The following is a 24,832-nucleotide window of genomic DNA, read 5'->3' as shown; positions in this document are numbered from 1 at the left end:
TATTCACTCCAACTGTGCAACTTATTAATCATTAGCTGACGCAAATTCTAGCATTGAATGCCTGGGCTGCGCCTTGCCTCGGGTAACCGTTAATCGATTTCCCAGTCTTCAGGACGGGGTTCTTCTTCCGGCTTCTCCGGCAACCACTGCGGTGGGTTACCAACTTCGCGGAAGGGTGCCATCAGGCGCTGCAATTCAGCGCGCGGCAACAAAACCTGTAGTTCTACGTCGCCATTGTCGCGATAACTTTCATTCTGTACCGCGTTTCCCGCAAACAACTGGGCACGCAAACGCGCGTGCTGCGGGGGAATAACCAAGGTACCGCTCACCATTTGCTCACCGATGCGCTCGGCGATTGCCTCCACCAGCAGGTCGCAACCGGCGCCAGTGACCGCCGACAACCATACCGCACGGGGCACCCCCTGATCGTCGCGGTCGATGCGCGGTGCCGCATCGGCCAGCAGGTCCAGTTTGTTGTACACGAGCAACTGGGGCAAATCCGCCGCGCCAATTTCCTCGAGTACCGTCTGAACCTCTTCAATTAGGTGCAGACGATTCTCCGCTGCAGCGTCCACCACATGCAGCAACAGGGAGGCATTAGCCGCCTCTTCCAGGGTGGCGCGAAACGCCTCCACCAGGCGGTGCGGCAGGTGGGATACAAAGCCCACGGTGTCGGCCAGGACCATCGCGCCGACATTGGGCAACTCTACCCGGCGCATGGTGGGATCGAGTGTCGCGAACAACTGATCCTGCACATATACGTCAGAACTGGTAATTCGGTTGAACAGCGTCGACTTACCGGCGTTGGTGTACCCCACTAGGGAAACCGTCGCGACTTCAGCGCGTGAGCGCCCGCGCCGGCCCTGCTCGCGCTGGCGACGAACCTTGTCCAGACGCTTTTCAATGGAATCGATACGTGCACGCAGCAAGCGGCGGTCGGTTTCCAACTGGGTCTCACCGGGTCCGCGCAGGCCAATACCGCCCTTCTGGCGCTCCAGGTGGGTCCAGCCTCGCACCAGACGCGTAGACATATGACGCAGCTGCGCCAGCTCCACCTGCAGCTTGCCCTCGTGAGTACGCGCGCGCTGCGCAAAAATATCCAGAATCAATCCTGTGCGATCGAGCACCCGGCATTTCAGCTCGCGCTCAATATTGCGCTCCTGACTCGGGGAAAGGGTGTGATCAAAAATCACCAGCTCCGCGCCGTGCTTGGTGACGGTTTCCTGAATTTCCTCCAGCTTACCGCGGCCGACAAAGGTCTTGGGGTCTGGAGTGGCGCGCTGGCCAAAGATAAAAGCCACCGGGTCGGCACCGGCTGAGAGCGCCAGCTCCTCAAATTCCCTAGGGTCATCGGGGCTGTCGATGGCGGAAAGTTCCAGGTGGACCAAGACGGCAAGCTCACCGGATTCCGGACGATCAAAAAACAAGGATTATTCTCTTGAACTCAATAGTTGCGCCGCACACTGTCTGATTCAATGCACTGACGCCGAACAACAGACGCCCCGGACGGGCCGGGGCGCTGAATACAACTTTCTGGGGCCGGTGCTGAACAAAAACGGGTTAACCCCAGCATTAACTCAGCACCTTAGACACCCGCTCCGGCTTAGCCGCCGAAGCTATCGCGCTCACCGCCTTCCGGTGCGCCGCCTTCACCACCCGGGCCAGCCGGATTCATCAGCGGTACGCGCACGGCGCGGGACGGCACTACGGTGGAAATCGCGTGCTTATAAACCATCTGGCTAACGGTGTTTTTCAACAGCACGACAAACTGGTCGAAAGATTCAATCTGGCCCTGCAATTTAATGCCGTTTACCAGATAGATAGAAACAGGGATACGCTCTTTACGCAAAACGTTCAGGTAAGGGTCTTGTAAGCTGTGCCCTTTTGACATCATTGTTCTCCTTGCCAAAAGATAGGTCGCCAGATGACGCACGATCGCGCCCGCGAATTCCGCGGACTAAAAAACGGCCATGGTGATGCGGCGTATAAAAAAGAGCCAAAAAATAGACAGGGCTCTGTGAATAACTGACTGATTTGGGACGGACACACCGGCCCACTCACGTTATGGCTGCTCAACCGAGAAATTTCAAGGCCTCTGGCAACATTTCCTCGATTTTGCGGACTTTCCCGCCAGGCTCTTGTGCGCCGATTCGAATAAGGTCGGGCCAACGCCGCAGCCAGGTGAGTTGGCGCTTGGCCAGTTGGCGGGTGGCAGCGATTCCGGCTGCCACCATCTGTTCGTAATCGGTATCGCCATCCAGGTACTCCCATACCTGGCGGTATCCCACCGCTCGAATTGCCGGCAGGTCCTTGTGCAAATCACCGCGCGCGCGCAGCGCCTGCACCTCTTCAATGAAGCCGTTTTGCAGCATCCGCTCAAAACGCTCGGCAATCCGGCGATGCAAAATACTGCGGTCTTCGGGCACGATCGCCAGCTGCTGCACTGCGTAGTGCGCCAGTGGCGACTCCCGTTCCTGCTCAGCACGCAACTGGGTCATGGTCTTGCCGGAGAGGTGGAACACCTCCAGTGCACGCTCGATGCGCACCGAGTGATTCGGGTGCAACTCTGCCGCCAGCTCCGGATCGATCTTCTGCAGCTCCTGATGCAGCGCCGGCCAACCTTCCTTTTCGGCCCGCGCCTCTATCTGCGCACGGAATTCGGGATCCGCCTCAGGCATCTCTGCCATTCCCTGTAATAGAGCCTTGAAATAGAGCATGGTTCCGCCAACCAACAGCGGAATCTTGCCACGCCCGCTGATCTCTTCCATCGCCGCCAGCGCATCGCTGCGAAAACGCCCGGCGGAATAGCTCTCCGCCGGATCGCAGATATCGATCAGTCGATGCGGGTAGCGCGCCAGCTCCTCCGGCGTCGGCTTAGCAGAGCCGATATCCAGCCCGCGATACACCAGCGCAGAATCCACGCTGATTAACTCCACCGGCAGGTGGTCACTGATGGCCATGGCCAAATCGGTTTTACCCGAAGCCGTGGGGCCCATCAGGAAAATGGCACGGGGACGGCCTTCAGCCGAAGCGTTCAACTTACTGACCTCGCATAAACCATTTATCCATGTCCGAGAGTTTTACTTGAGTCCATGTAGGCCTTCCGTGATTACACTGGCCGCTGCGCTCGGTGCGCTCCATGTCCCGCAACAGGCCATTCATTTCGGGAATGGTTAACTTGCGGTTGGCGCGCACGGAACCGTGACAGGCCATGGTGGAGAGGATTTCGTTGATCTGATTGCCGATGCGATCACTGCTGCCCTCGGCCAGCAGATCGCTCAGCACATCACGCACCAGCTGCTCTACCGGGGCACTGTGCAACATAGTGGGCACCTGCCGCACCATTAAGGTCTCCGGGCCCGCGCGCTGCAACACAAAGCCGAGCGCAGTGAATACTTCCTCACGCTCTTCAAAACAGTCTGCCTCGCGCTCACTCACCGCCAGGCTCACCGGCACCAGCAGGGGCTGGGCCTGAATACCGCCGGCGGCATGGGCAGCTTTCATCTGCTCGTAAACAATACGCTCGTGCGCCGCATGCATATCCACCACCACCATACCGTGCTCGTTCTGGGACAAAATATAGATGCCGTGGAGCTGGGCGATGGCAAAGCCAAGGGGTGGCGCCTCACCTTCGGCCTCGGCAGGTACTTGCTGCGACCAGGCGGCGGTCGATGCCGGGCCTGCCGTTACGGCCGGCACTTCCTGCACACCAGAATCCAGCGGCTTGTGCAGCTCGCCGTAGCTGTGCATTTGCTGCTGAATTCTGTCCGCTGATGGCTGAGCACCGAGGCCACCCATAGCGCCAAACGCGGGAGTGGCCGCTTGCGCCGGTGCGGAAGACAGCGCCATGCGCTCCTGGCCGGAAAACTCGCCGGCAGCAACACCGGAAACCTGAGGCGCAGAGGATTGCAACTCATCATCCTCTTCTCGCGCCCCCGGGCGTACATCTGCCAATGCCCGATGCAAAGAGCCAAAGAGGAAGTCGTGCACCAGACGGCTGTCGCGGAAGCGCACTTCGTGCTTGGTGGGGTGCACGTTGACGTCTACCGCCGCGGGGTCCAGCTCAAGGTACAGCACAAACGCGGGATGGCGACCGTGGTACAACACGTCGGCAAAGGCCCTGCGCACCGCGTGACTCACCACCCGGTCGCGAATAGCTCGGCCATTCACGTAGAAAAACTGTAAGTCAGCCTGGGAGCGCGAAAACGCGGGCTCGGCCACCCACCCCCACAGACGCAGGCCACTGCGTTCCATTTCGATATGCAGAGCATTTTGCATAAATGCCGGGCCGCACAACTGCGCCACCCGCCGTTCCATCTCCGCCCTTGAGGTGCCACCGCGAAGGTTGTGCACACCTTTCCCGTTATGACGCAGGCTGAAAGACACATCGAAACGGGCGAGTGCGAGGCGCTTGATGGTTTCGTCGACGCGGTTAAATTCGGTTTTTTCCGTGCGCAAAAATTTTCGCCGCGCGGGGGTATTGAAAAACAGATCCCGCACTTCGACGGTGGTACCGCGCGGATGTGCCGCCGGTGCCAGCTGGGTTTCCATTTCACGCCCTTCCGCGGTCACCATCCAGCCCTTGCCGGATTCATCGCGGCTGCTGGTCATGGTCAGGCGGGCAACGGAGGAAATACTGGCAAGCGCTTCGCCGCGAAAACCGAGCGTAGCCACCGCTTCCAGGTCCTCCAGCGCATGGATTTTCGAGGTGGCGTGACGGGCCAGCGCCAAATGCAGATCTTCTTTCTCGATCCCCTTGCCATTGTCGCGCACCATGATGCGCTTCACGCCCCCCGCATCCAGGTCGATTTCCAGTCGGGTAGCGCCGGCATCGAGACTGTTTTCCAGCAACTCTTTGATCACGGAAGCCGGGCGCTCGACCACCTCACCGGCGGCGATCTGGTTGGCAAGTCTGGGGGAGAGTAGTTGGATATTTTCTGGCATGGAGGTTTGAAAGCTGTGTGTCGTCTGTGCCGCCCCCACTAAGGGGCTCTGTGTACCGGGCGGGCCCGAAGCATCCGCAGCGCTTCGGGCTTTAAGAATTAGCCGGATGGGATCGTCAGTGTCTGCCCCACCCGAATCATGGAGTTGCGCATTCCATTCGCCTTTTTCAGGGCCGCCACGGAAATGTTATAGCGCGCAGCGATCGCCGACAGCGTATCTCCCCGGCTAATCGTGTGCTTGCGATCAACGCGACTGGCATTTGCCGCAAGCCAGGTTCCCGCGGGTGGGCGGGAACTGAAGTGGGCCACTATACCTTCACTGAGTTTTTCTGCCATTCGCCTCTGGAACGATGGGTCACGTAAGCGGCGCGCCTCCTGGGGGTTGGTAATAAAACCGGTCTCCACCAGAATCGAAGGCACATCCGGATTGCGCAGCACCGAGAAGTTAGCCTGCTCCACCTTCTTTTTGTGCAAGTGAGTAAAGCTGCCGAGAGAGCTCAGCACACTGCTACCAATGTCCAGGCTAGCATTCATGGTGGCGGTCATCGCCAGATCCAGTAACACGCCGGCAAGGGTGTCGTCCTTGTCACTCAGACTGAGATCACCGGCACCCCCAATCAAGTCGGACTCGTTCTCCCGCTGCGCAAGAAAACGCGCGGTCTCACTGGTGGCACCGCGAGAGGACACCGCATAGACCCCAGCGCCGCGGGCGTCTTTACGGGTAAAGGCATCGGCGTGAATGGATACGAACAGGTCTGCGCGCAACTGGCGGCCCTTCTTCACCCGGTCACGCAGGGGAATATAGTAATCCCCGGTGCGCACGAGCTTTGCGGAGAAGCCGCGTTTTTTGTCCAGGGATTTTTTCAGGTAGCGGGAGATTGCCAGCACCACGTCTTTTTCCCGCAGCCCGCCCGGGCCGAGCGCACCGGGGTCTTCACCACCATGACCTGCGTCGATGGCAATAACAATGTCTTTCTGGCCGCTGACCTGCACCTGCTGGATGGTTTTTTCTTCGACCTTGCCACGGTCGTGCAAATCGATCACCAGGCGATCGGGAAGCTGTTCGTGGCGGCGCAGGGCAAAACTGCGTGGATTGACCGGTTGCTTGAGGTCCAGCACCACGCGCAAATCCCGCTGGTTCTGGGTCGCATGACGCACGCCGGCAATGGGGGTATCTGCAAGCGGCAGGTCGTCGATTGCCGCGGTAAGTTTCGCCCCGCTTACGTCGATCACCACACGGTCAGGATTCTTCAGGGTAAACAGCTTGTGGTCCGCAGGGCCATCGAGATCGAATACCAGGCGTGTGTGGTCCGGCGCACGCCACAAGCGCACCCCCTCCACATCCGCACTGGATACGGGTAACGCAACCAGTGTTGCGAGGAGAAAAACAATGCTCGTTAGAAATCGCACCGGCAACCCTGCTCCAATCATTATTATTGCCCTGTTTATCGTCCGCCTGCTCGCGCTATACGCATCACGCCTGATCAGCCAGGGTCGAAAAGCGCCCTGCCCAGCACCTCATTACCAGCGTCACTGACTGCGGTTAATTTTAGACTGCGCCCTTCTCCCTGCAGCTGCAATTCAATCTGCAGATCCGGAGTCGGCAAAATGCCAGCGCCCCGCTCGGACCACTCCACCAGGCTCAGGCTACCGGGGCCAAAATAGTCCCGCACCCCCATATACTCCAACTCCTCCGCATCGCCGAGACGATACAGGTCGAAGTGGTATACCCGTTCTGAGGAGAACTCATAGGGCTCCACCAGAGTGTATGTGGGGCTTTTTACCGCACCGCGATGTCCAAATGCACGCAACACGCCGCGGCTGAATGTGGTTTTGCCGGCACCCAACTGACCGCCGAGAAAAAACACCAGCCCCCCGCTCATACCGGAGACGCGGCACGCTTCACCGAGCGTCTCGCCGGCCGCCACGGTGGCAGACTCATCCGGCAAATACAGCACTTTTTCCACAGGCTTACCGTCCAAGATTACTAGCCCCTATTAACGCTGCAACGCAGGCTTCAGTCCACAAGTGCGCGGATATGCGGCAACAGGTCCGTCGCCAACAGGCCGCGCTGGCCATCGGCGACCGCGCGATTACCCGCTTCGCCGTGCAACCACACCCCGAGACGCGCCGCCGCCGGCAGCGCCATGCCCTGCCCGATAAGGGACGCAATCACCCCGGTAAGCAGGTCACCCATACCCCCGGAAGCCATACCCGGGTTACCGGTATTGATCACATCGGCGCCGTCGCGGTGGGCAATCACGGTGCCTGCACCCTTTAATACCACCACGCCACTGAATTTTTCCTGAATCGCGCGCGCCGCAGCCACCGGGTCTGCGGTTACCTCCGCGTTGGAAATCTGCAACAGGCGTGCGGCTTCCCCAATGTGGGGTGTCAGCACCCAGTCATCGCGCTTGATGCCGGCGAGAACTCGACCACCGGCCAAGATGTTCAGCGCATCCGCGTCCACCACCAGCGCCGCTTGTGCGCGGCCCGCGCGGGCCAGTAGTTGTTCACTCCACGGCGACCGGCCCAGTCCCGGCCCAACCGCAATAACATTGGGCACCTCCAGCAAAGGCTCCAGCTCCTGCCCGGAGACCACCGGGTGTGCCATCACTTCCGGGCGACGGGTCAGTGACGCCACCACATGCTCCGGACGGGTGGCAAGTGCGATCAGGCCACTCCCGGTGCGCGCCGCGGCCTCCGCGGCCATCATGGCAGCGCCACCAAACCCGTGGTCACCGCCGACGATCATCACATGGCCGAATTGATTCTTGTAACTGTCTGCCGTGCGCGCCGGCAGTCGCTCCAGGCTCTCCGCAGTATGACGCAGCAACATACCCTGCACCTGTGGATAAATCTCGGCAACGGCACCCAAATCGTCGAAAATAACATCGCCGCTGAGCGCGGGGCCGCGCCCCAGATACAGGCCCGCCTTGCGTCCGATAAACGTCACCGTCACGTCCGCAGAGACCGCCTGCTCGGCGAATCCGCTATCGGCATTCAGGCCAGATGGCAGGTCTACAGCCAATACCGGAACACCCGCGTCATTGATATGTGACACCGCTGCATCCACTGGGCTGCGCAGTGCGCCGCTGAATCCAGTACCCAGCAAGGCATCCACCAGCACGGTGTTTTTCCCCGCCGCCGGCATGGCGTCAATGGCGGACACCAGCTTCGCACCCTCACGCTCGGCAAAGCCGTATGCCTCCAGCGCTTCACCCTTCAGCTTCTCGACCGGCACACCCACAAACACCGTCACCGGGATCTGGCGCTGGGCGGCGAGGGCGGCAATCACATAGCCATCACCGCCGTTGTTGCCACCGCCACAGAAAACCTGAATTTCGTTCACCTCTGGCCAGCGACGGCGCAGGCAGTCAAATGCCGCGCGCCCGGCACGCTTCATCAGCGCAAGTCCGGGGATTTTCTGCTGGTTAATCACCAGTTGGTCGAGCTGGCGCACGGCCGCAGCGCTGTAGAGTATTTGCGGCTCAGCAGCGGGGATTTGGGCAAAATTCTGACGTTCCATGGTGTCCGACATAAGCGAGTACTGCATTCCTGCTGTGGTCAATTTTTAAACTGTGGCAAAATACCGGCAATTATACCGCCTCAACCAGCGAACCGCCGCACGCGGCCAGTGCCAATTTCCCCAATAGCGACGAATGAGCAATACCCCCGACCCTCAGACCATGGCAGAACTCGCCACACAGATTCGCGTGTGGGGGCGGGAGCTGGGCTTCCAGCAGGTGGGGATTACCGATTGCCAGCTGGAAAAACACGGCGAGCGCCTGCAGCACTGGCTGGATGCGGGTTACAACGGCGATATGGAGTGGATGGGCGCCCATGGCGACAAGCGCTGGCGGCCGGACTTGCTCGAAGAGGGCACGCTACGGGTGATCAGCGTGCGCCTGGACTATTTGCCTCCGGATACCCAGCCGGTGCAGGTGCTGAAAGACCCCGGCAAGGCCTATGTTTCCCGCTACGCCAACGGCCGCGATTACCACAAGCTCATCCGCAAGCGACTGGCGCAACTGGCGCAACAGATCGACCGGTATTGTGAAGAGCGCGGTATCCCTACCCGGGGGCGCGCCTTTACCGACAGCGCGCCGGTAATGGAGCGGGCACTGGCGGAGAAAGCCGGGCTCGGCTGGATCGGTAAAAACTGCATGGTGATCAACAGCCAGGCCGGCAGCTGGTTTTTTCTCGGCGAGATTTACACCAATCTGCCACTACCGGTGGATGTAAGTGACGAGCCCAATCAATGCGGCGAGTGCACCGCCTGCCTCAAGGTGTGCCCCACCGATGCGTTTATCGATGCCTACACCCTGGACGCACGCCGCTGCATTTCCTATCTCACCATTGAAAACAAAGGCCCGATCCCCGAGGAATTGCGTGAACCCATGGGCAACCGGGTATTTGGTTGCGACGACTGCCAGATCATCTGCCCCTGGAACAAGTTCGCCAAACCCACCGCGGAACAGGACTTTCACCCGCGCCACGGCCTCGACAGTGGCGAACTGACAGACCTGTTTCGCTGGACGGAACAAGAATTCCTGAAAAAGACCGAGGGATCGGCGATTCGCCGCATTGGATTTGAACGCTGGCAGCGCAACCTGGCGGTAGCGCTGGGAAATGCCGATGCCACCCCGGAAGTGATCACCGTACTCGAAGAGCAACTCGACTCAGCGACGCCGCTGGTGGCCGAGCACATCCAGTGGGCACTAGCGCGCTTGCGCAGTGGACGGCGCAGGAAGCGTAAAATTAAACGCAGCTGAATCTGCGGCTGCATCAACTCATGCGAAAAAAGTGCTCGCGATAGTGCTTCAACTCGTTGATGGAGTCGTGGATATCGTCCATGGCCAGGTGCGACGAGGTCTTCTTCACCCCATCCAGCACATCCGGGCGCCAGCGTCGCGCCAGCTCCTTCACCGAACTCACGTCCAGATTCCGGTAGTGGAAGTACTGCTCCAGTAGCGGCATATACTTCACTAGAAAGCGTCGATCCTGGCCGATGGAATTGCCACACATGGGCGAGGCACCCTCGGGTACCCAGTGACGGAGGAATTCGATGGTTTCCCGCTCCGCCTGGTGTTCACTGATACTGGAATCCTTGACCCGGGCCACCAGCCCGGAACCGCCGTGCTGCTCGGTATTCCAGTCGTCCATGGCCGCCAGCAGCGCATCGCTCTGGTGAATCGCCATGGCCGGCCCTTCTGCCAGCACGTTCAGGCGCGAATCCGTCACCACGGTGGCGATTTCAATGATGCGCTCTTTCTCCGGATCCAGGCCGGTCATTTCCAGATCGATCCAGATCAGATTATTCTGATCCACAATAGTCTCCTTAACTGCCGCGTCCCGCGGCCAGTTGCCATTAAATTGGACGATAGCGAGGAAGGTACCGCAACCACCTAGCGATGCAAGTTATAATCCGCCGCTTTCCACAACCCGAGTCCTCATGAGCAAACGCAAACTCAACCGCCGCCAGCAGTGGCGCATCGCCAAGATCCAGCAGGAGCGGGAGGCCCGCGCGCGCAAACGCGAGGAAAACCTGGATCAGGCGGCGGAAGAAGGCGACCTGGGCCCAGAGCAGACCGGAATGGTCATCGCCAACTATGGCTCGCAAGTATTGGTGGAGAGCGCAACCAACAGCCAGCTGCGACAGCGTTGCCATGTGCGCGCCAATATCGACACCCTTGTCACCGGTGACAAGGTCGCCTGGAACCCGGCTACCGGTGATGCCACCGGCGGCCTCGGCGTGGTCGGCGCACGCCTGCCGCGCCACTCGGAATTACAGCGCCCGGACCGCTACGGCGACATGAAAACCGTGGCGGCCAATATTGACCGCATCCTGATCGTCATCGCGCCCTATCCGGAACCTTTTGCCAACGCCATCGATCGCTATCTGGTAGCGGCCGAGACCACCGGTATTCAGCCTCTATTGCTGCTCAACAAGATAGACCTGATCGACGACAGCAACCGGGAACACCTAGAAGACCTGCTCCAGCCCTATCCAGACCTGGGCTATCCGGTACTGAAACTCTCTACCAAAACCGGCGAGGGACTCGACAAGCTACTGGAAACACTGGTCGAGGGCACCAGCGTGTTCGTCGGCCAATCCGGGGTGGGCAAATCCTCACTAATCAATGGCCTGCTCCCCAGCGCCGATGCCCGCACCGGCGCCCTCTCAGAAGCCACCGGCAAGGGCACCCACACCACTACCGCCGCGGAACTGTTTCACCTGCCCACCGGTGGCGATCTGATAGACTCCCCCGGCATTAGAGAGTTCGGCATCTGGCACATGAGCGAACAAGCGCTGCTGGAAGGTTACGTGGAATTTCGCCCGTTTATCGGCCACTGCCGCTTCCGTGATTGCCGCCACCAGAGCGAACCCGGCTGCGCCATTCAGGAAGCGCTCGAGCGTGGCGACATCAGCCAGCGCCGCATGGACAGCTTCCTGCACCTGCGCAACAGCTTGGAAAATGACTGAAACTAACTGGCCGTCGACAACCTACTGCCCACAACAAGGAAAGCAACAAGGAACCCTGCGTGAGTGACATCCCACTGATTCTGGAACCGGAACAACTGGCTTCGCTGCTCGAGCACGAAGAGATCCGCGTGATCGATCTGAGTAGTCCGCAAAACTACCTCGCCGGCCACATTCCCGGCGCACTCGGTCTGCCGTTTCAGGCCCTGATGGCCGGCACCCCCCCGGCACCGGGCAAGCTGCCGTCAATCGAGCGCCTCACCCAGGTTATGCAGGCCATCGGCCTCACGCCGGATACCCACATCGTTGCCTGCGATGACGAAGGCGGCGGCTGGGCGGGTCGACTGCTGTGGACACTCGAAGTCATCGGACACACAAAATACAGTTATTTAAATGGCGGCATGACCGCATGGAAAAATGCCGGCCTGCCACTGACAACGGAAGATGTCGCTGTCACCCCCAGCAGAATCGATGTCAGTATCGCCGACGACGCCCCCATGCTTGACGCGGAACAAATCCAGCAGCGTCTCGGTCAACACGACCTGCAAATCTGGGACGCCCGCTCCCCTCTGGAATACAGCGGCGAGCGTATGGTGGCCATGCGCGGTGGCCACATTCCCGGCGCAATCAATTGCGAATGGACACAACTGATGGATCCGCAGCGCGACCTGCGTATTCGCGAAGACGCCAAAGAATTTCTCGCGGCGCTGGGTATCGATGGCAGCAAAGAAATTGCCACCCACTGCCAGAGCCATCACCGTTCAGCGTTTACCTGGCTGGTAGGAAAATCCCTTGGATTGCCGATCAAAGCCTACCCCGGCTCGTGGAGTGAGTGGGGCAACCTGTCGGATACGCCGATAGACACGTGAGCTAAGGCTCTAAAGCCCTAATTAAAAAAACCAACGATCAGAAGCGAAGGCCCGGCACCCGGACGCCACAGAATCACAACCAACGGGATCAAAAAATCCAAATGCACCCGAAATTATTCATCTTCCTGCAGTACATCACTCCCCAGCACCTGCTCTCGAGAGCCGCCGGCTGGCTGGCAGAAACCCGCATCGGCGGTATTAAAAACCCGTTCACCAAGTGGTTCGTGGAAAAGTACAAAGTCGATATGAGCGAGGCACTGGAAGAAGATTACACGGCGTACACCTGTTTCAACGACTTCTTCACCCGCGCCCTGAAAGAAGGCGCACGCCCCATCGCAGAGGGTGAGAAAACCATCGTCGGCTGTGCCGATGGCGCCATCAGCCAATTGGGTGAAATCCACAACGGCAGAATTTTCCAGGCCAAAGGTCAGGACTACAGCCTGCTCGAACTGGTCGGTGGCGACCCCGAGGTTGCCGCACAATTTACCGGCGGAAAATTCGCGACCGTATACCTCTCCCCCAAGGATTATCACCGCGTTCATATGCCCCTGGACGGCGTACTGCAGCGCATGATCTACGTGCCCGGCGAACTGTTCTCGGTAAACACCACCACTGCCGAAAACGTTCCGCGCCTGTTCGCGCGCAATGAGCGCCTGGTCTGCATCTTTGAAACCGCCGCCGGCCCCATGGCCATGGTCCTTGTAGGCGCCATGATTGTCGCCGCCATCGAAACTGTCTGGGCAGGCCAGGTCGCCCCTATTAAGCGTCAGGTCCGCACCACCCGTTACGATGAACAAAAGCCGATCGCGCTGAAAAAAGGTGAGGAAATGGGCCGATTCAAACTCGGCTCAACCGTGATTCTGCTGTTTGGCGCGGACAAGGTGAACTGGCTCGAAAGCCTCGCAGCGGAGACCCCGGTAAAAATGGGCGAGCATTTCGGAGACCTGATTTAATACCGCAACCAACATACCCTCTGTGCCCGAGTTTATCCGCAGCAACCCCAAGCTCGCTTTTTTTGCGCTGGTGGCGGTGGCGGCCTCTGGCTTCGGGCAGACATTTTTTATCGCCATTTTTGGCGGTGCCCTGCGCGCTGAGTTCAACCTGAGCAACGGTTTGTACGGCGCAGGCTACAGCGCCGCCACCCTCCTCGCCGCGTTGGTACTACTGGGCGCCGGCACCCTGATTGATCACTGGCCACTGAGACGCGTGGCCATACTCGGCACCCTGCTCTTGACCGCTGGATGCCTGGTGATGGGATTTGCACACAGCGCCTGGATGCTGTTACTGGGATTTTTCCTGCTGCGGTTTGCCGGCCAAGGGTTTATGACCCATATGGGAATGACTACCGCCGGCCGCTACTTCACCGAAAACCGGGGAAAAGTGATTGCGCTGGCCGCGCTGGGCTTCCCAATCGCCGAAGCACTGCTCCCCACCACGGGTTCACTGATTATCGAGCAGCAAGGATGGCGCAGCGTCTGGCGGCTCTCCGCTGGCGTGTTAATACTTGGCGTTTTGCCGGCCTTGTACTGGTTGGCGGGGCATGCCGGTAAACAAGATGCACAGTTGACCGAGGCAAATCATCACAACAATAACCACTATACGCGTGCGCAAGTGCTTCGTGATCGCGGGTTCTACTGCCTGCTTCCCGCGGCGGTAATGACCCCGTTTGTAGTAACCGCGATACTTTTTCATCAAGGTGCCATCGCCGACGAACGCGGATGGTCTCTTTCGGTATTGGCAGGCGCTTTTGCGGGCTATGCCGGTGGGCACCTGCTCGCATTGTTTTTTGCGGGCAGTATCGTGGACCGGATCGGTGCGCAGCGAAGTCTGCCAATCGCCCTGCTACCCATGTTCACGGCATTGCTGCTACTCGCATTTAGCAATGCATGGTGGGTACCTTACGTTTACTTAACCTTGATTGGTATCGGCCAGGCTGGAACGGGTACTGCAAGCAGTGCGCTATGGCCGGAGCGATACGGCACCACGCATCTCGGCGCCATACGCTCCGTTTCTCAGGCAAGCATGGTGCTTTCCACCGCGGTATCACCACTGCTGATAGGGCTTCTGCTGGATCAGGGAGTGAGCGTCACGGGTATTTCGCTGCTACTTGGAGCTGTCGTGTTGTTTGCGAGCCTACTGACACTGACAGCTTCGCTCACACCACAACAAACAACCGCACAGGGCGGCTAAATACCGCAATACTCTGCTTAAGGAGAAACAGCGGGATTAACGGTTGAGCAGGAAGAGAGAGAGGAAGCCCGGTAAGCGCGGCTGACTCAGATACTGATCACGAACCTTTGCCACATTGATCCCCGGATGCCGGCTTGGGTCCATATCCTGGGTGATGGTGATCAGGCCAGCGTCGGTGAGAGACTTCTTGCCTCGTTTGATCAGGGCTTGCTTGCGGTCATCGTCGACCGCCATATCGAAAACACGGGGTTTTTCCAGCAGCCGCCGCTTGGTATCGGTAACCAGCATGACCTTGGGCTTCAGGCGGCGCTGATGATTTTGCTCCACGACAACCGCCAACTCACCAGTGGAGAGCTCTACCTGGGTACCCGTGGGATACAGGCCAATGGACTGAATAAACTCCACCACCAGCTGCTCCTGGAAGGCCGCATTGCGCAACTCATACAGCTGCGCCACTGCATTTGAGGGTGGCACCGGGAATTCTGCACCGCGTGGATTAGTGGCCTCATCGTAAAAAGTGACGATGCCACACATGCGGGCCAGTACCGGAATCTGGCCACCGCGCAGTCCCTTCGGGTATCCACTCCCGTCAAACTGCTCCCGATGACAGCGGACAATATTCAGCACCTGGGGGTCCACATTCGGGTCACTGGACAATAACCGCACGCTGTAATCGACAAACTTGCGATATTCCAGCTCCTCGCGCGGGCTGCGCTTTTCCGCGGACACTATCTGTTGCGAGAGGTATAGCTTACCGACATCTTTCAACAGGGTGGCGACACCGAGGTGTACCAAGTCATGTCGGCGCAGGCCGATGTGACGGCCGAATACCACCGCCCAGATACTGGCGCGCACGGAATGACTATAGGAATGCTCATCTTTTGCCCGTACGCGCGCCAGCCAGGAGAAGGCGTCGGGGCTGCGCAGCACGCTATCGACCATCTGGGAAATAGTCTGGGTCACCTGCGTGGTGGGCAGGGGCTGGCCGGACTCAAGCTGCACCATCACCTGGTACATGCCCTGGACCATTCGCTGGTGCAACTTGCGCGCCTTGCCCGCTTCTTTTCGCGCGGGCTCAGGCGTAGGGTAACTGTTGTGTGTAACCTGGACCGGCTTGCAATTGATGGCCACAGGAATACGCCGGCTAGCCGACTTGCCGCGCTTCTCTCTGGCGGCACTTTCGGCCGCAGTGCGGGTAAGCTTGCGCAGCTTTACGCCCACATCGCCGACGGTTTTTGCAACATCCACGTAAACGAAGCGGCAAAACTTCTGCAGCTGGCGGATTTCGTCCAGATCGCGGATATAAAACCCTTGCAAGGCAAACGGTGTGCGCGTCCACGGGCGATCCAGGCGAGACACAAACATGCCCCGCTGCAAGTCCTCAACGAATACTTTCGCCTGTTGAATTTCCACTAGATAACTGCCGCGTTAACCGTTTTGGTGTAATTGTTCGTTCTATTATTTTTATGCACAACCGGCGCCCAATCAGGCCTGATCTTGGGGGAACAGGCCAAGCAAACAGATTGTCACATAGGCCCACCCACAGGCAGCCCTCTAATTTGTGATAAATATCACAAAATTGACCATGAACGCCAGTCCTGAGGGATCCAGTTAATCAAAAAGCCGCCATGTTGGCGCTTTTTTCTCGTTGGAACCCAAAAACTAGGCTCGCGGCCAAATTAACGCCACTTGGCCGCGATACACGTCAATCGTGATACTGCGGGGAAAGCTCCACCACCGCATCAAACATTGCCCCGGCATGCGCCGGGTCCACCTTGGGCGTTACGCCATGGCCAAGGTTGAAAATATGCCCGCTGCCACGACCATAACTAGCCAGGATGGACGCGACCTCTTCGCGAATACGCTCAGGTTTGGCCAGCAGGATAGACGGGTCCATATTGCCCTGCAGAGCCACCTTGCCACCCACACGCGCCCTGGCTTGGGCAATATCGGTGGTCCAGTCCAACCCAAGTGCATCGGCGCCGGTATCGGCCATTGCCTCCAGCCACTGGCCACCACCTTTGGTGAACAAAATCACTGGCACCTGACGACCATCCGCCTCCTTGATCAATCCCTGCACAATTCGCGCCATATAAGCGAGGGAGAACTCCCGATAGGCACTGTGGCTGAGCGCGCCGCCCCAGGTGTCAAAGATCTGTACCGCCTGGGCGCCCGCGCGAATCTGCGCATTCAGGTAATCAATCACGGAATCCGCCAGCACCGTCAGTAGCTGGTGCATATCCTCCGGGCGGTTGTAGAGCATCTCTTTGGCGCGGGCAAAATCGCGGCTGGAACCACCTTCAATCATGTAGGTAGCCAGGGTCCAGGGGCTGCCGGAAAAGCCAATCAGCGGCACGCGGCCGTTCAGCTCGCGGCGGATGGTGGTCACCGCGTTGGTCACGTAATCCAGGTCCTTCGCCGTGTTTACCACGTCGAGCGCCGCGATATCCGCACTGCTGCGGACAGGCTTCTTGAATTTAGGCCCTTCACCCTCTTCAAAATACAAGCCCAGCCCCATGGCGTCGGGAATGGTGAGAATATCGGAAAACAGAATCGCCGCATCCAGTGGGTAGCGCTCCAGCGGCTGCAAGGTCACTTCACAGGCCAGTTCGGTATTGCGGCACAGATCCATAAAGGTGCCAGCTTGGGCACGGGTGGCGCGGTATTCTGGTAAATAACGACCGGCCTGGCGCATCATCCACATGGGTGTGCGGTCTACAGGCTGGCGCAGAAGGGCACGGAGGAAGCGATCGTTTTGAAGGGGGGCGAACTGATTGTCAGACATGAGGGCAACGGCTGAATAAATGGGCGGCCATTGTACTCTCGGGGTGAGATTTAGGACAGGGAGTCCAATGACGGAGCAAAGAGTTTATGCAGAAGTAGCGCCGAGAAGCGGTGCCGCCAGATTTCTATCTGGCGGCACCCTGTACAGGCATCACAGATACGCGATCAGACTTCGAGGAAGTCCAGGATACCCTCGGCAGCCTGGCGGCCTTCCCAGATAGCGGTTACCACCAGGTCGGAGCCGCGTACCATATCGCCACCGGCAAACACCTTCTCATTGGAAGTCTGGAATTTGTATTCCTGCTTCTCCGGGGCAACCACGCCACCCCAGTCGGCCACTTCGATATTGTGATCACCAAACCACTCGGCCGGGCTTGGACGGAAGCCGAAGGCAACCAGCACGATGTCCGCCGGAATAATTTCCTCGGAACCGGGCACCACTTCCGGGCGGCGACGTCCGTTTTCATCGGGCTCGCCCAACTGGGTGGTGACAACTTTGACACCCTCAACCTTGCCATCACCGACAATACCCACGGGCTGGCGATTGAACAGGAAGTTAACCCCCTCTTCTTTCGCGTTGGCCACTTCGCGGCGGGAGCCCGGCATATTCTCTTCATCACGGCGGTAGGCACAGGTCACCCGCTGGGCGCCCTGACGAATTGAGGTGCGGTTACAGTCCATGGCGGTATCACCACCACCGAGCACCACCACGCGCTGACCTTCCACGGAAATATAGTCCTCCGCGTTCTTCTCCCAGCCCATGTTGCGATTCACGTTGGAAATCAGAAACGGCAGCGCGTCGTACACGCCAGGCAGGTCTTCACCAGGGAAGCCACCCTTCATGTAGTTGTAGGTACCCATGCCCAGGAATACGGCGTCGTAATCCGACATCAACTGGTCAAAGGTAATGTCCTTACCGATTTCAGTTTCCAGGCAGAATTCCACACCCATCTCGGTAAAGATGGCGCGACGCTGCTGCATCACGGACTTTTCCAGCTTGAATTCGGGGATACCGAAAGTCAGCAGGCCACCGATTTCCGGGTGCTTGTCGAATACCACTGGCTGTACACCATTGCGCACTAACACGTCGGCGCAGGCGAGGCCCGCGGGGCCAGCACCGACGATCGCCACACGCTTGTCGGTTTTCTTCACCGCACTCATGTTCGGGCGCCAGCCCAGTGCAAACGCGGTATCGGTAATGTATTTTTCCGCATTGCCGATAGTGACCGCTCCAAAGCCATCGTTCAGGGTGCAAGCCCCTTCACACAGGCGGTCCTGTGGGCACACGCGACCACACACTTCCGGCAGGGAGTTGGTCTGGTGACTCAACTCCGCCGCTTCCATAATGTTGCCTTCACTGATCAGACGCAGCCAGTTCGGAATATAGTTGTGCACCGGGCACTTCCACTCACAGTAGGGGTTACCGCAATCCAGGCAGCGGTGCGCCTGGTTGGCTACCTGCTTCTCGGTGAAAGGCTGGTAGATTTCCACAAACTGGTTGGTGCGGGTGATGATGTCTTTCTTGGCGGGGTCCACTCGGCCCACGTCGATAAACTGAAAATCGTTGTTTAGACGCTCTGACATAAGTAAATCTCCCCCTTATTCGCCGCGCTTGCGCACATCGGACAGCAGTCCGGCGAGGCTGGCCGCCTTCGGCTTCACCAACCAGAATTTGTTGAGGTAATCGTCGAAGTTGTCCAGCAACTCCTCACCCCAGGCACTGCCGGTCTCGGCCACGAACTCTTCGATCACTTCGCGCAGGTGACTCTGGTATTCCTCCAGTGCCTCACTGCTAATACGGCGCAGCTCAATCAACTCGTGGTTGCACTTGTCGAAGAAATCGCGATCCATATCCAGTACATAGGCAAAACCACCGGTCATACCTGCACCGAAGTTCACCCCGGTTTTCCCCAGCACCGCAACCATACCGCCGGTCATATACTCACAGCAGTGATCGCCGGCACCTTCGACCACGGCGTAGGCACCGGAGTTACGCACACCGAAGCGCTCACCGGCGCAACCGGACGCGAACAGCTTGCCGCCCGTGGCGCCGTACAGGCAGGTGTTACCAACAATGCTGGTTTCCTGCGAGGCGAATTCACTGCCTTGCGGCGGACGGATAACCAGCTTACCGCCGGCCATACCTTTACCAACATAATCGTTGGCGTCGCCTTCGAGATACATCTCCAGGCCACCGGCATTCCACACACCGAAGGACTGACCGGCAACGCCGGTAAGACGCAACTTGATGGGCGCATCCGCCATGCCTTGGTTGCCGTGACGCTTGGCAATTTCCCCGGACAGGCGCGCACCAATGGAGCGGTCGCAGTTGGTAAGCTCAAAACTGAACTCACCCCCGGCGAGGTTCTCAATCGCCGGCAAGGTCTCTTTCACCATGCGCTCCGCCAGCAGGCCCTTGTCCCAAGGCTCATTCTTGGCCAGCTGACAGGTCTGCGGCTTGCTGTCGAGCAGCTCGTCGGTGTGCAACAGTGGCGACAGGTCCAGGGTCTTCTGCTTGCTGGTTTCGCCATCCAGGGTTTCCAGCAGGTCCACGCGGCCTACCAGTTCATCCATGCTGCGCACACCCAGGCTCGCCATCCACTCGCGAGTTTCCTCGGCCACGAACTTGAAGAAGTTCATCGCCATGTCCACGGTGCCGATGTAGTGCTCGTCACGCAGCTCTTTGTTCTGAGTGGCGACACCAGTGGCACAGTTGTTCAGGTGGCAGATACGCAGGTACTTACAGCCCAGCGCGACCATCGGCGCGGTACCAAAGCCAAAGCTCTCGGCACCCAGAATCGCCGCCTTGATCACATCGAGACCGGATTTCAGGCCACCGTCGGTTTGTACACGCACGTTGCCGCGCAGGTCATTGGCACGCAGGGTCTGGTGTGTTTCTGCCAGGCCCAGCTCCCACGGGGAACCGGCGTAACGAATGGAGGTAATCGGGCTCGCCGCGGTACCGCCGTCGTAGCCGGAAATGGTAATCAGATCCGCATAGGCTTTGGCCACACCGGCGGCAATGGTGCCGACGCCGGGGCGCGATACCAGTTTCACCGACACCAGCGCATCCGGGTTGACCTGCTTGAGGTCGTAAATCAGCTGCGCCAGATCCTCAATCGAATAGATATCGTGGTGCGGCGGCGGCGAAATGAGAGTCACACCAGGCACCGAGTAGCGCAAACGCGCGATCAACTGGTTCACCTTGCCGCCAGGCAGCTGGCCACCCTCACCGGGCTTGGCGCCCTGGGCCACCTTGATCTGCAGTACTTCGGCATTCACCAGATAGTGCGGGGTGACCCCGAAACGACCGGAGGCAATCTGCTTGATCTTGGATACCTTGTCGGTACCGAAACGCGCCGGGTCCTCACCACCCTCACCACTGTTGGAGCGGCCACCCAGGCGGTTCATCGCCTGCGCCAGAGCTTCGTGCGCCTCAGGAGACAGCGCGCCGAGGGACATGGCTGCGGAATCGAAACGGCGCAGAATGCTTTCCGCAGGCTCTACCTCTTCCAGTGGAACCGGCTGCACATCTTTTTTCAGACCCAGCAGGTCACGCAGGGTGGCAACCGGGCGCTGGTTGATCAGCGTGGCGTAATCACGCCAGGCGCCGTAATCGCCAGTGCGCACTGCTTGCTGCAACGCCTGCACCACGTCCGGGTTAAACGCGTGGTATTCCTCACCGTAGACAAATTTGTGCAGGCCACCGGGAGAAACCTTCTTGCGCGGCTTCCACGCCAGCTGGGCACGGGCGTGCATGTCATCTTCCAGCTCGGCAAAGCCTGCACCCAGTACCCGTGCCGGGGCTTCCGGGAAGCACAGGTCGATCACTTCCTGGGACAAACCCACCAGCTCGTACAGCAGGGCGCCGCGATAAGAGGCAATGGTGGAGATACCCATCTTCGACAGGATCTTCAGCAGGCCTTTGCAGATACCGGTACGGTAATGCTTCTGCGCGGTAGCCGCGTCCAGCAGCAGCTCACCGGTTTCGATCAGGTGATTGATGATGCTGTAAGAGAAGTACGGGTGCACCGCGGTCGCGCCAACGCCAATCAGGCACGCCAGCTGGTGCGAATCGCGCGCAGTGGCAGTATCGACAACGATATTGGAGTCACAGCGCAGGCCGGCGTGCACCAGATGGTGATGCACGGCACCGGTGGCCATCAGTGCATCGATCGGCAGCTTGCCTTCTTCGATGTCGCGATCAGACAGCACCACAATTACGGTACCGTCTTCGCGCACGGAGTCTGCCACTTCGCGACACAGTTTTTCGATCGCACTCTTCAGATCCAACTGCGCGGGATCGTAATTCAGGTCGAACACCTTTGCGGTGAACTCTTCGCGCCCCAGATCCAGCAGCGCGGTGTACTTCATGTGCGAAAGCACTGGCGAGGACAGGATCACGCGGTCCGCGTGTTCGATGGTTTCCTCGAACACGGATTTTTCACGGCCCAGGCAGGTTTCCAGGGACATGACGATGGTTTCCCGCAGCGGATCGATCGGCGGGTTAGTGACCTGCGCAAACTGCTGTCGGAAATAATCGTACAGGCAGCGGTTACCCTCGGACAGCACCGCCATGGGCGTATCGTCACCCATGGAACCGACCGCTTCCTGACCGGATTCCGCCAGCGGACGGATCACCTGATCGCGCTCTTCCAACGATGAACTGAACAGCTTCTGGTAAACCTTGAACTGATCCAGGGAGAAATTGTTATCCACCGGCGCCGTCACCAGGGTGGAGCGGATGCGACGGGCTTTTTCCTTCAGCCACTTCTTGTACGGGTGCGCTTTTTTCAGCTCACCATCCACCTCACCGGTGTGGCGCAGCTCACCCTTCAAGGTATCCACAGACAGAATCTGGCCAGGTCCGAGGCGCCCCTTGGCCACCACGTCGGCAGGATCGTACTGGTAAGTACCCACTTCCGAGGCAACGGTGATGAAGTCGTCCTTGGTGATCACCCAGCGTGACGGGCGCAAGCCATTGCGGTCCAGGGTACATACCGCGTAGCGGCCGTCAGTCAGCACCAGGCCGGCCGGGCCGTCCCAGGGCTCCATATGCATGGAGTTGTATTCGTAGAAAGCGCGCAGATCAGAATCCATGGTGTCGACGTTCTGCCACGCTGGTGGCACCAGCATGCGAATTGCGCGATGCATATCGATGCCGCCCACGGTCAACAGTTCCAGCATATTGTCGAGGCTGGAGGAGTCGGAGCCAACGCGGTTTACCAGCGGTGTCAGCTCGGACAGCTCCGGCACCAGCTCAGTGATGAACTTGTTGGTGCGTGCCACTGACCAGTTACGGTTGCCGGTAATGGTGTTGATTTCACCGTTGTGCGCGAGCATGCGGAACGGCTGCGCCAGCGGCCAACGCGGCATGGTGTTGGTGGAAAAGCGCTGATGGAATACGCAAATCGCGGTTTCCAGTTGGGGATCGGCCAAATCCGGGAAGAATTTGGGCAGATCCGCGGGCATCATCAGCCCCTTGTATGAGAGCACCGCGGTGGACAGGCTACCTATATAGGTATCCTGGGTAAGTTGCTGCTCAGCCTTGCGGCGGGCGACAAACAGTCGCGCATTGAACTGCTGCTGTTCCAACGCTTCTTCCGCGTTGTTGATCAACAGGTGCTCGAAGCGCGGCAGGGATTCGCGGGCAATGGGCCCCAGGCATTCTTCATCGGTCGGCACTACACGCCAGCCCGCCACCTGCAAACCTTGCTCTTGCAGGGCGCGCTCGAGAATTTGACGCGCACTGGCGGCCTCAGCCTCATCAAGGGGCAACATGATGGAGCCGACCGCGTACAGGTCAGTCAGGTCCTGACCAAGCTCCGCGTTGGCCACGGCGCGCAAAAAGCTGTCTGGCTTCTGCAGCAACAGACCACAGCCATCGCCGGTTTTGCCATCGGCGGCAATGCCTCCGCGGTGAGTCATACAGGTCAGCGACTCAATCGCTGTCTGCAATAACTTGTGGCTGGTTTGGCCCCTCAGGTGGGCGATCAGTCCAAAGCCACAGTTATCTTTGAACTCATCCAATCGATACAGACCGCTACCCATAGAATTCCTCAAAGTGTTATCGCTACCCCGTGGGTGGTGAACGCACTGCATCGGCGCAGTGACAATCAGGTCACAGTCGGAGACCGGTCCCGGGGGTATATTTATCTACTCTCGAGCCAAAGGTGCCGCAGAATCCACTGAATTTTCGAAACCCCAGTGACAAAAAAAGCCCACATAAAGGGCTTGGTGTTGCTCGCTCGCTGCGAGCCTGCGTTTATTGTTATCGGCTCTTTTCCCCGGGTTTCATCGGGGGGGCGCGCAATATTACTCGTGCGCCCCTGCAATTGCAAGATTTGGCAGTTTTTTCCGCTGTTAGCGGGCAGTTCGACCGATTTATCTTCTTTTTAGCGCAAGTTCAAACAAAGAATCCTCAGTTTGGTAAAAAAACTACAGATTCATCACTGTGCGCCGCAGGCGCGCAAAACCTCAACCAGCTGATCTTTTGGCGTATCGCTGATTATTTGTGCATCACCGAGCGCATGCAAAAGGACCAGGCGCAATTTGCCGTCCTGCACCTTTTTATCCACGGACATTGCCTCGAGATAGTCGTTAACCGTCATCGCTTCTGGTGATTGTTGCGGCAAGTTGGCCTTCGTTAGCAGTGCGCGCAAGCGCGCGACTTCGGCTTTATCAATCCATCCGCGCAGACAGGACAACTCTGCCGCCATTACCATGCCAGCGGCCACCGCCTCACCGTGCAACCACTTGCCGTACCCCTGCACCGCCTCGATTGCGTGACCAAACGTATGACCAAAGTTCAGAATGGCGCGCCGGCCAGACTCCCTTTCATCCTCCGCAACCACCGCGGCCTTGTCCGCGCAGCTGCGCTCCACAGCGTAGGCTAACGCCTGCGGATCCCGCGCCAGCAACAAATCCATATTTTCTTCCAGCCAACCGAAGAAGCCTGGATCACAGATCATTCCGTACTTGATGACCTCGGCGATACCTGCAGAGAGTTCACGGTCGGGAAGCGTGTTGAGAGTATCGATATCGATGAGCACCAGCTGCGGCTGGTAAAAGGCGCCAATCATGTTTTTTCCGAGCGGGTGATTCACGCCAGTCTTACCCCCGACGGAAGAGTCCACCTGAGACAGCAAGGTGGTTGGCACCTGCACAAAATCGACGCCTCGCTGATAACAGGCGGCGGCAAAGCCACTCATATCGCCGATAACGCCACCACCCAAGGCAACGATGGTGGTGCCACGATCATGCCGATTTTCCAACAGAGAATCGAATATACGGTTAACGGTATCCAGGGTTTTGAAAGCCTCACCATCGGGCAACTCGACAACATCGACCTTGGAAAAGGCTTTCAAACCGTCGAGCACGGTCTTCAGGTACAGCGGTGCAATGGTCTCATTGGTAACCACAAGCACCTGCTTGCCACGGATATACTGCTCAAACTGCGAGGAATCAGTTAACAACCCCGAGCCAATCAGGATCGGGTAACTACGCTCACCCAAATCGACGTCAAGACGGTGCATGGTTACTCCCTAACGCGCACAAATTGG

Annotated in this window: 18 protein-coding genes; 5 read left to right on the top strand and 13 right to left on the bottom strand. The window is 58.8% G+C overall.

Annotation, left to right across the window (positions count from 1 at the left end; all coding sequences use genetic code 11):
• Nucleotides 1-89: 89 nt before the first annotated feature.
• The 7 genes from hflX to ACP15R_RS17855 all read right to left on the bottom strand — a co-directional run bounded on the left by hflX (nt 90) and on the right by ACP15R_RS17855 (nt 8,484).
• Complete coding sequence (gene hflX / locus ACP15R_RS17885; protein ID WP_224867696.1) at nt 90-1,427, bottom strand: ribosome rescue GTPase HflX; 1,338 nt, start codon at nt 1,425-1,427, stop codon at nt 90-92.
• A 176-nt stretch (nt 1,428-1,603) separates the two neighbouring features.
• Complete coding sequence (gene hfq, locus ACP15R_RS17880) at nt 1,604-1,891, bottom strand: RNA chaperone Hfq (RefSeq protein ID WP_010132407.1); 288 nt, start codon at nt 1,889-1,891, stop codon at nt 1,604-1,606.
• Nucleotides 1,892-2,072: 181 nt separating this feature from the next.
• Entirely contained in the window at nt 2,073-2,996 is a 924-nt protein-coding gene (gene miaA / locus ACP15R_RS17875) for a tRNA (adenosine(37)-N6)-dimethylallyltransferase MiaA (RefSeq protein ID WP_224868655.1), read from the bottom strand.
• A gap of 43 nt (nt 2,997-3,039) precedes the next feature.
• Nucleotides 3,040-4,944 carry a DNA mismatch repair endonuclease MutL gene (mutL, locus tag ACP15R_RS17870; RefSeq protein ID WP_224867698.1) on the bottom strand — a complete coding sequence of 635 codons (1,905 nt, stop codon included), beginning with the start codon at nt 4,942-4,944 and terminating at the stop codon, nt 3,040-3,042.
• A 98-nt stretch (nt 4,945-5,042) separates the two neighbouring features.
• Entirely contained in the window at nt 5,043-6,374 is a 1,332-nt protein-coding gene (locus tag ACP15R_RS17865) for an N-acetylmuramoyl-L-alanine amidase (RefSeq protein ID WP_263600889.1), read from the bottom strand.
• 53 nt (nt 6,375-6,427) lie between these two features.
• On the bottom strand, nt 6,428-6,925 hold the full coding sequence (gene tsaE / locus ACP15R_RS17860) for a tRNA (adenosine(37)-N6)-threonylcarbamoyltransferase complex ATPase subunit type 1 TsaE (protein WP_263600890.1): 498 nt from the start codon (nt 6,923-6,925) through the stop codon (nt 6,428-6,430).
• A gap of 35 nt (nt 6,926-6,960) precedes the next feature.
• Complete coding sequence (locus tag ACP15R_RS17855) at nt 6,961-8,484, bottom strand: NAD(P)H-hydrate dehydratase (protein WP_224868659.1); 1,524 nt, start codon at nt 8,482-8,484, stop codon at nt 6,961-6,963.
• A 121-nt stretch (nt 8,485-8,605) separates the two neighbouring features.
• On the opposite strand from ACP15R_RS17855, the gene queG reads away from it, so the two are divergent.
• The gene (gene queG, locus ACP15R_RS17850) at nt 8,606-9,718 is read left to right on the top strand and encodes a tRNA epoxyqueuosine(34) reductase QueG (RefSeq protein ID WP_224867702.1); all 1,113 of its coding nucleotides are present in this window, start codon (nt 8,606-8,608) and stop codon (nt 9,716-9,718) included.
• A gap of 13 nt (nt 9,719-9,731) precedes the next feature.
• On the opposite strand, the gene orn is transcribed toward queG, so the two are convergent.
• Entirely contained in the window at nt 9,732-10,274 is a 543-nt protein-coding gene (gene orn / locus ACP15R_RS17845) for an oligoribonuclease (protein ID WP_224867703.1), read from the bottom strand.
• Nucleotides 10,275-10,398: 124 nt separating this feature from the next.
• Here orn and rsgA point away from each other — a divergent pair, with 124 nt between their 5' ends.
• The 4 genes from rsgA (at nt 10,399) to ACP15R_RS17825 (ending at nt 14,486) form a co-directional block, all read left to right on the top strand.
• Nucleotides 10,399-11,430, top strand: coding sequence for a small ribosomal subunit biogenesis GTPase RsgA (rsgA, locus tag ACP15R_RS17840; protein WP_224867705.1), 1,032 nt, complete (start codon nt 10,399-10,401; stop codon nt 11,428-11,430).
• 59 nt (nt 11,431-11,489) lie between these two features.
• The gene (locus ACP15R_RS17835) at nt 11,490-12,296 is read left to right on the top strand and encodes a sulfurtransferase (RefSeq protein WP_224867707.1); all 807 of its coding nucleotides are present in this window, start codon (nt 11,490-11,492) and stop codon (nt 12,294-12,296) included.
• A 101-nt stretch (nt 12,297-12,397) separates the two neighbouring features.
• Nucleotides 12,398-13,249, top strand: coding sequence for an archaetidylserine decarboxylase (gene asd, locus ACP15R_RS17830; RefSeq protein WP_224867709.1), 852 nt, complete (start codon nt 12,398-12,400; stop codon nt 13,247-13,249).
• Nucleotides 13,250-13,271: 22 nt separating this feature from the next.
• The gene (locus ACP15R_RS17825; protein ID WP_224867711.1) at nt 13,272-14,486 is read left to right on the top strand and encodes an MFS transporter; all 1,215 of its coding nucleotides are present in this window, start codon (nt 13,272-13,274) and stop codon (nt 14,484-14,486) included.
• Between the two features lie 36 nt (nt 14,487-14,522).
• Here ACP15R_RS17825 and ACP15R_RS17820 read toward each other — a convergent pair whose 3' ends face one another.
• From ACP15R_RS17820 to aroB, 5 genes are all read right to left on the bottom strand, one after another.
• Nucleotides 14,523-15,899 (bottom strand): HD-GYP domain-containing protein, encoded by a 1,377-nt coding sequence (locus ACP15R_RS17820; RefSeq protein ID WP_224867713.1) that lies wholly within the window; start codon nt 15,897-15,899, stop codon nt 14,523-14,525.
• Nucleotides 15,900-16,191: 292 nt separating this feature from the next.
• On the bottom strand, nt 16,192-17,271 hold the full coding sequence (gene hemE, locus ACP15R_RS17815; protein ID WP_224867715.1) for a uroporphyrinogen decarboxylase: 1,080 nt from the start codon (nt 17,269-17,271) through the stop codon (nt 16,192-16,194).
• Nucleotides 17,272-17,435: 164 nt separating this feature from the next.
• Nucleotides 17,436-18,854: an FAD-dependent oxidoreductase gene (locus ACP15R_RS17810; protein WP_224867717.1), complete on the bottom strand. Its 1,419-nt coding sequence runs from the start codon at nt 18,852-18,854 to the stop codon at nt 17,436-17,438.
• Between the two features lie 15 nt (nt 18,855-18,869).
• Nucleotides 18,870-23,321 carry a glutamate synthase large subunit gene (gene gltB / locus ACP15R_RS17805; protein WP_224867719.1) on the bottom strand — a complete coding sequence of 1,484 codons (4,452 nt, stop codon included), beginning with the start codon at nt 23,319-23,321 and terminating at the stop codon, nt 18,870-18,872.
• 398 nt (nt 23,322-23,719) lie between these two features.
• Entirely contained in the window at nt 23,720-24,805 is a 1,086-nt protein-coding gene (aroB, locus tag ACP15R_RS17800; RefSeq protein ID WP_224867720.1) for a 3-dehydroquinate synthase, read from the bottom strand.
• Nucleotides 24,806-24,832: the final 27 nt, after the last annotated feature.

This window comes from Microbulbifer sp. S227A (genome assembly GCF_049800935.1).
The sequence above is the reverse complement of the archived record's forward strand: the minus strand, read 5'-3'. Positions and strand labels throughout refer to the sequence as shown.

What these genes read in the sequence shown, in the direction of transcription:
- ACP15R_RS17865 (WP_263600889.1), bottom strand. Translation starts at nt 6,374, where the DNA reads ATGATTGGAGCAGGGTTGCCGGTGCGATTTCTAACGAGCATTGTTTTT.
- gltB (WP_224867719.1), bottom strand. Translation starts at nt 23,321, where the DNA reads ATGGGTAGCGGTCTGTATCGATTGGATGAGTTCAAAGATAACTGTGGC.
- asd (WP_224867709.1), top strand. Translation starts at nt 12,398, where the DNA reads ATGCACCCGAAATTATTCATCTTCCTGCAGTACATCACTCCCCAGCAC.
- ACP15R_RS17810 (WP_224867717.1), bottom strand. Translation starts at nt 18,854, where the DNA reads ATGTCAGAGCGTCTAAACAACGATTTTCAGTTTATCGACGTGGGCCGA.
- queG (WP_224867702.1), top strand. Translation starts at nt 8,606, where the DNA reads ATGAGCAATACCCCCGACCCTCAGACCATGGCAGAACTCGCCACACAG.
- rsgA (WP_224867705.1), top strand. Translation starts at nt 10,399, where the DNA reads ATGAGCAAACGCAAACTCAACCGCCGCCAGCAGTGGCGCATCGCCAAG.
- aroB (WP_224867720.1), bottom strand. Translation starts at nt 24,805, where the DNA reads ATGCACCGTCTTGACGTCGATTTGGGTGAGCGTAGTTACCCGATCCTG.
- hfq (WP_010132407.1), bottom strand. Translation starts at nt 1,891, where the DNA reads ATGTCAAAAGGGCACAGCTTACAAGACCCTTACCTGAACGTTTTGCGT.
- mutL (WP_224867698.1), bottom strand. Translation starts at nt 4,944, where the DNA reads ATGCCAGAAAATATCCAACTACTCTCCCCCAGACTTGCCAACCAGATC.
- hemE (WP_224867715.1), bottom strand. Translation starts at nt 17,271, where the DNA reads ATGTCTGACAATCAGTTCGCCCCCCTTCAAAACGATCGCTTCCTCCGT.
- miaA (WP_224868655.1), bottom strand. Translation starts at nt 2,996, where the DNA reads ATGGGCCCCACGGCTTCGGGTAAAACCGATTTGGCCATGGCCATCAGT.
- ACP15R_RS17855 (WP_224868659.1), bottom strand. Translation starts at nt 8,484, where the DNA reads ATGTCGGACACCATGGAACGTCAGAATTTTGCCCAAATCCCCGCTGCT.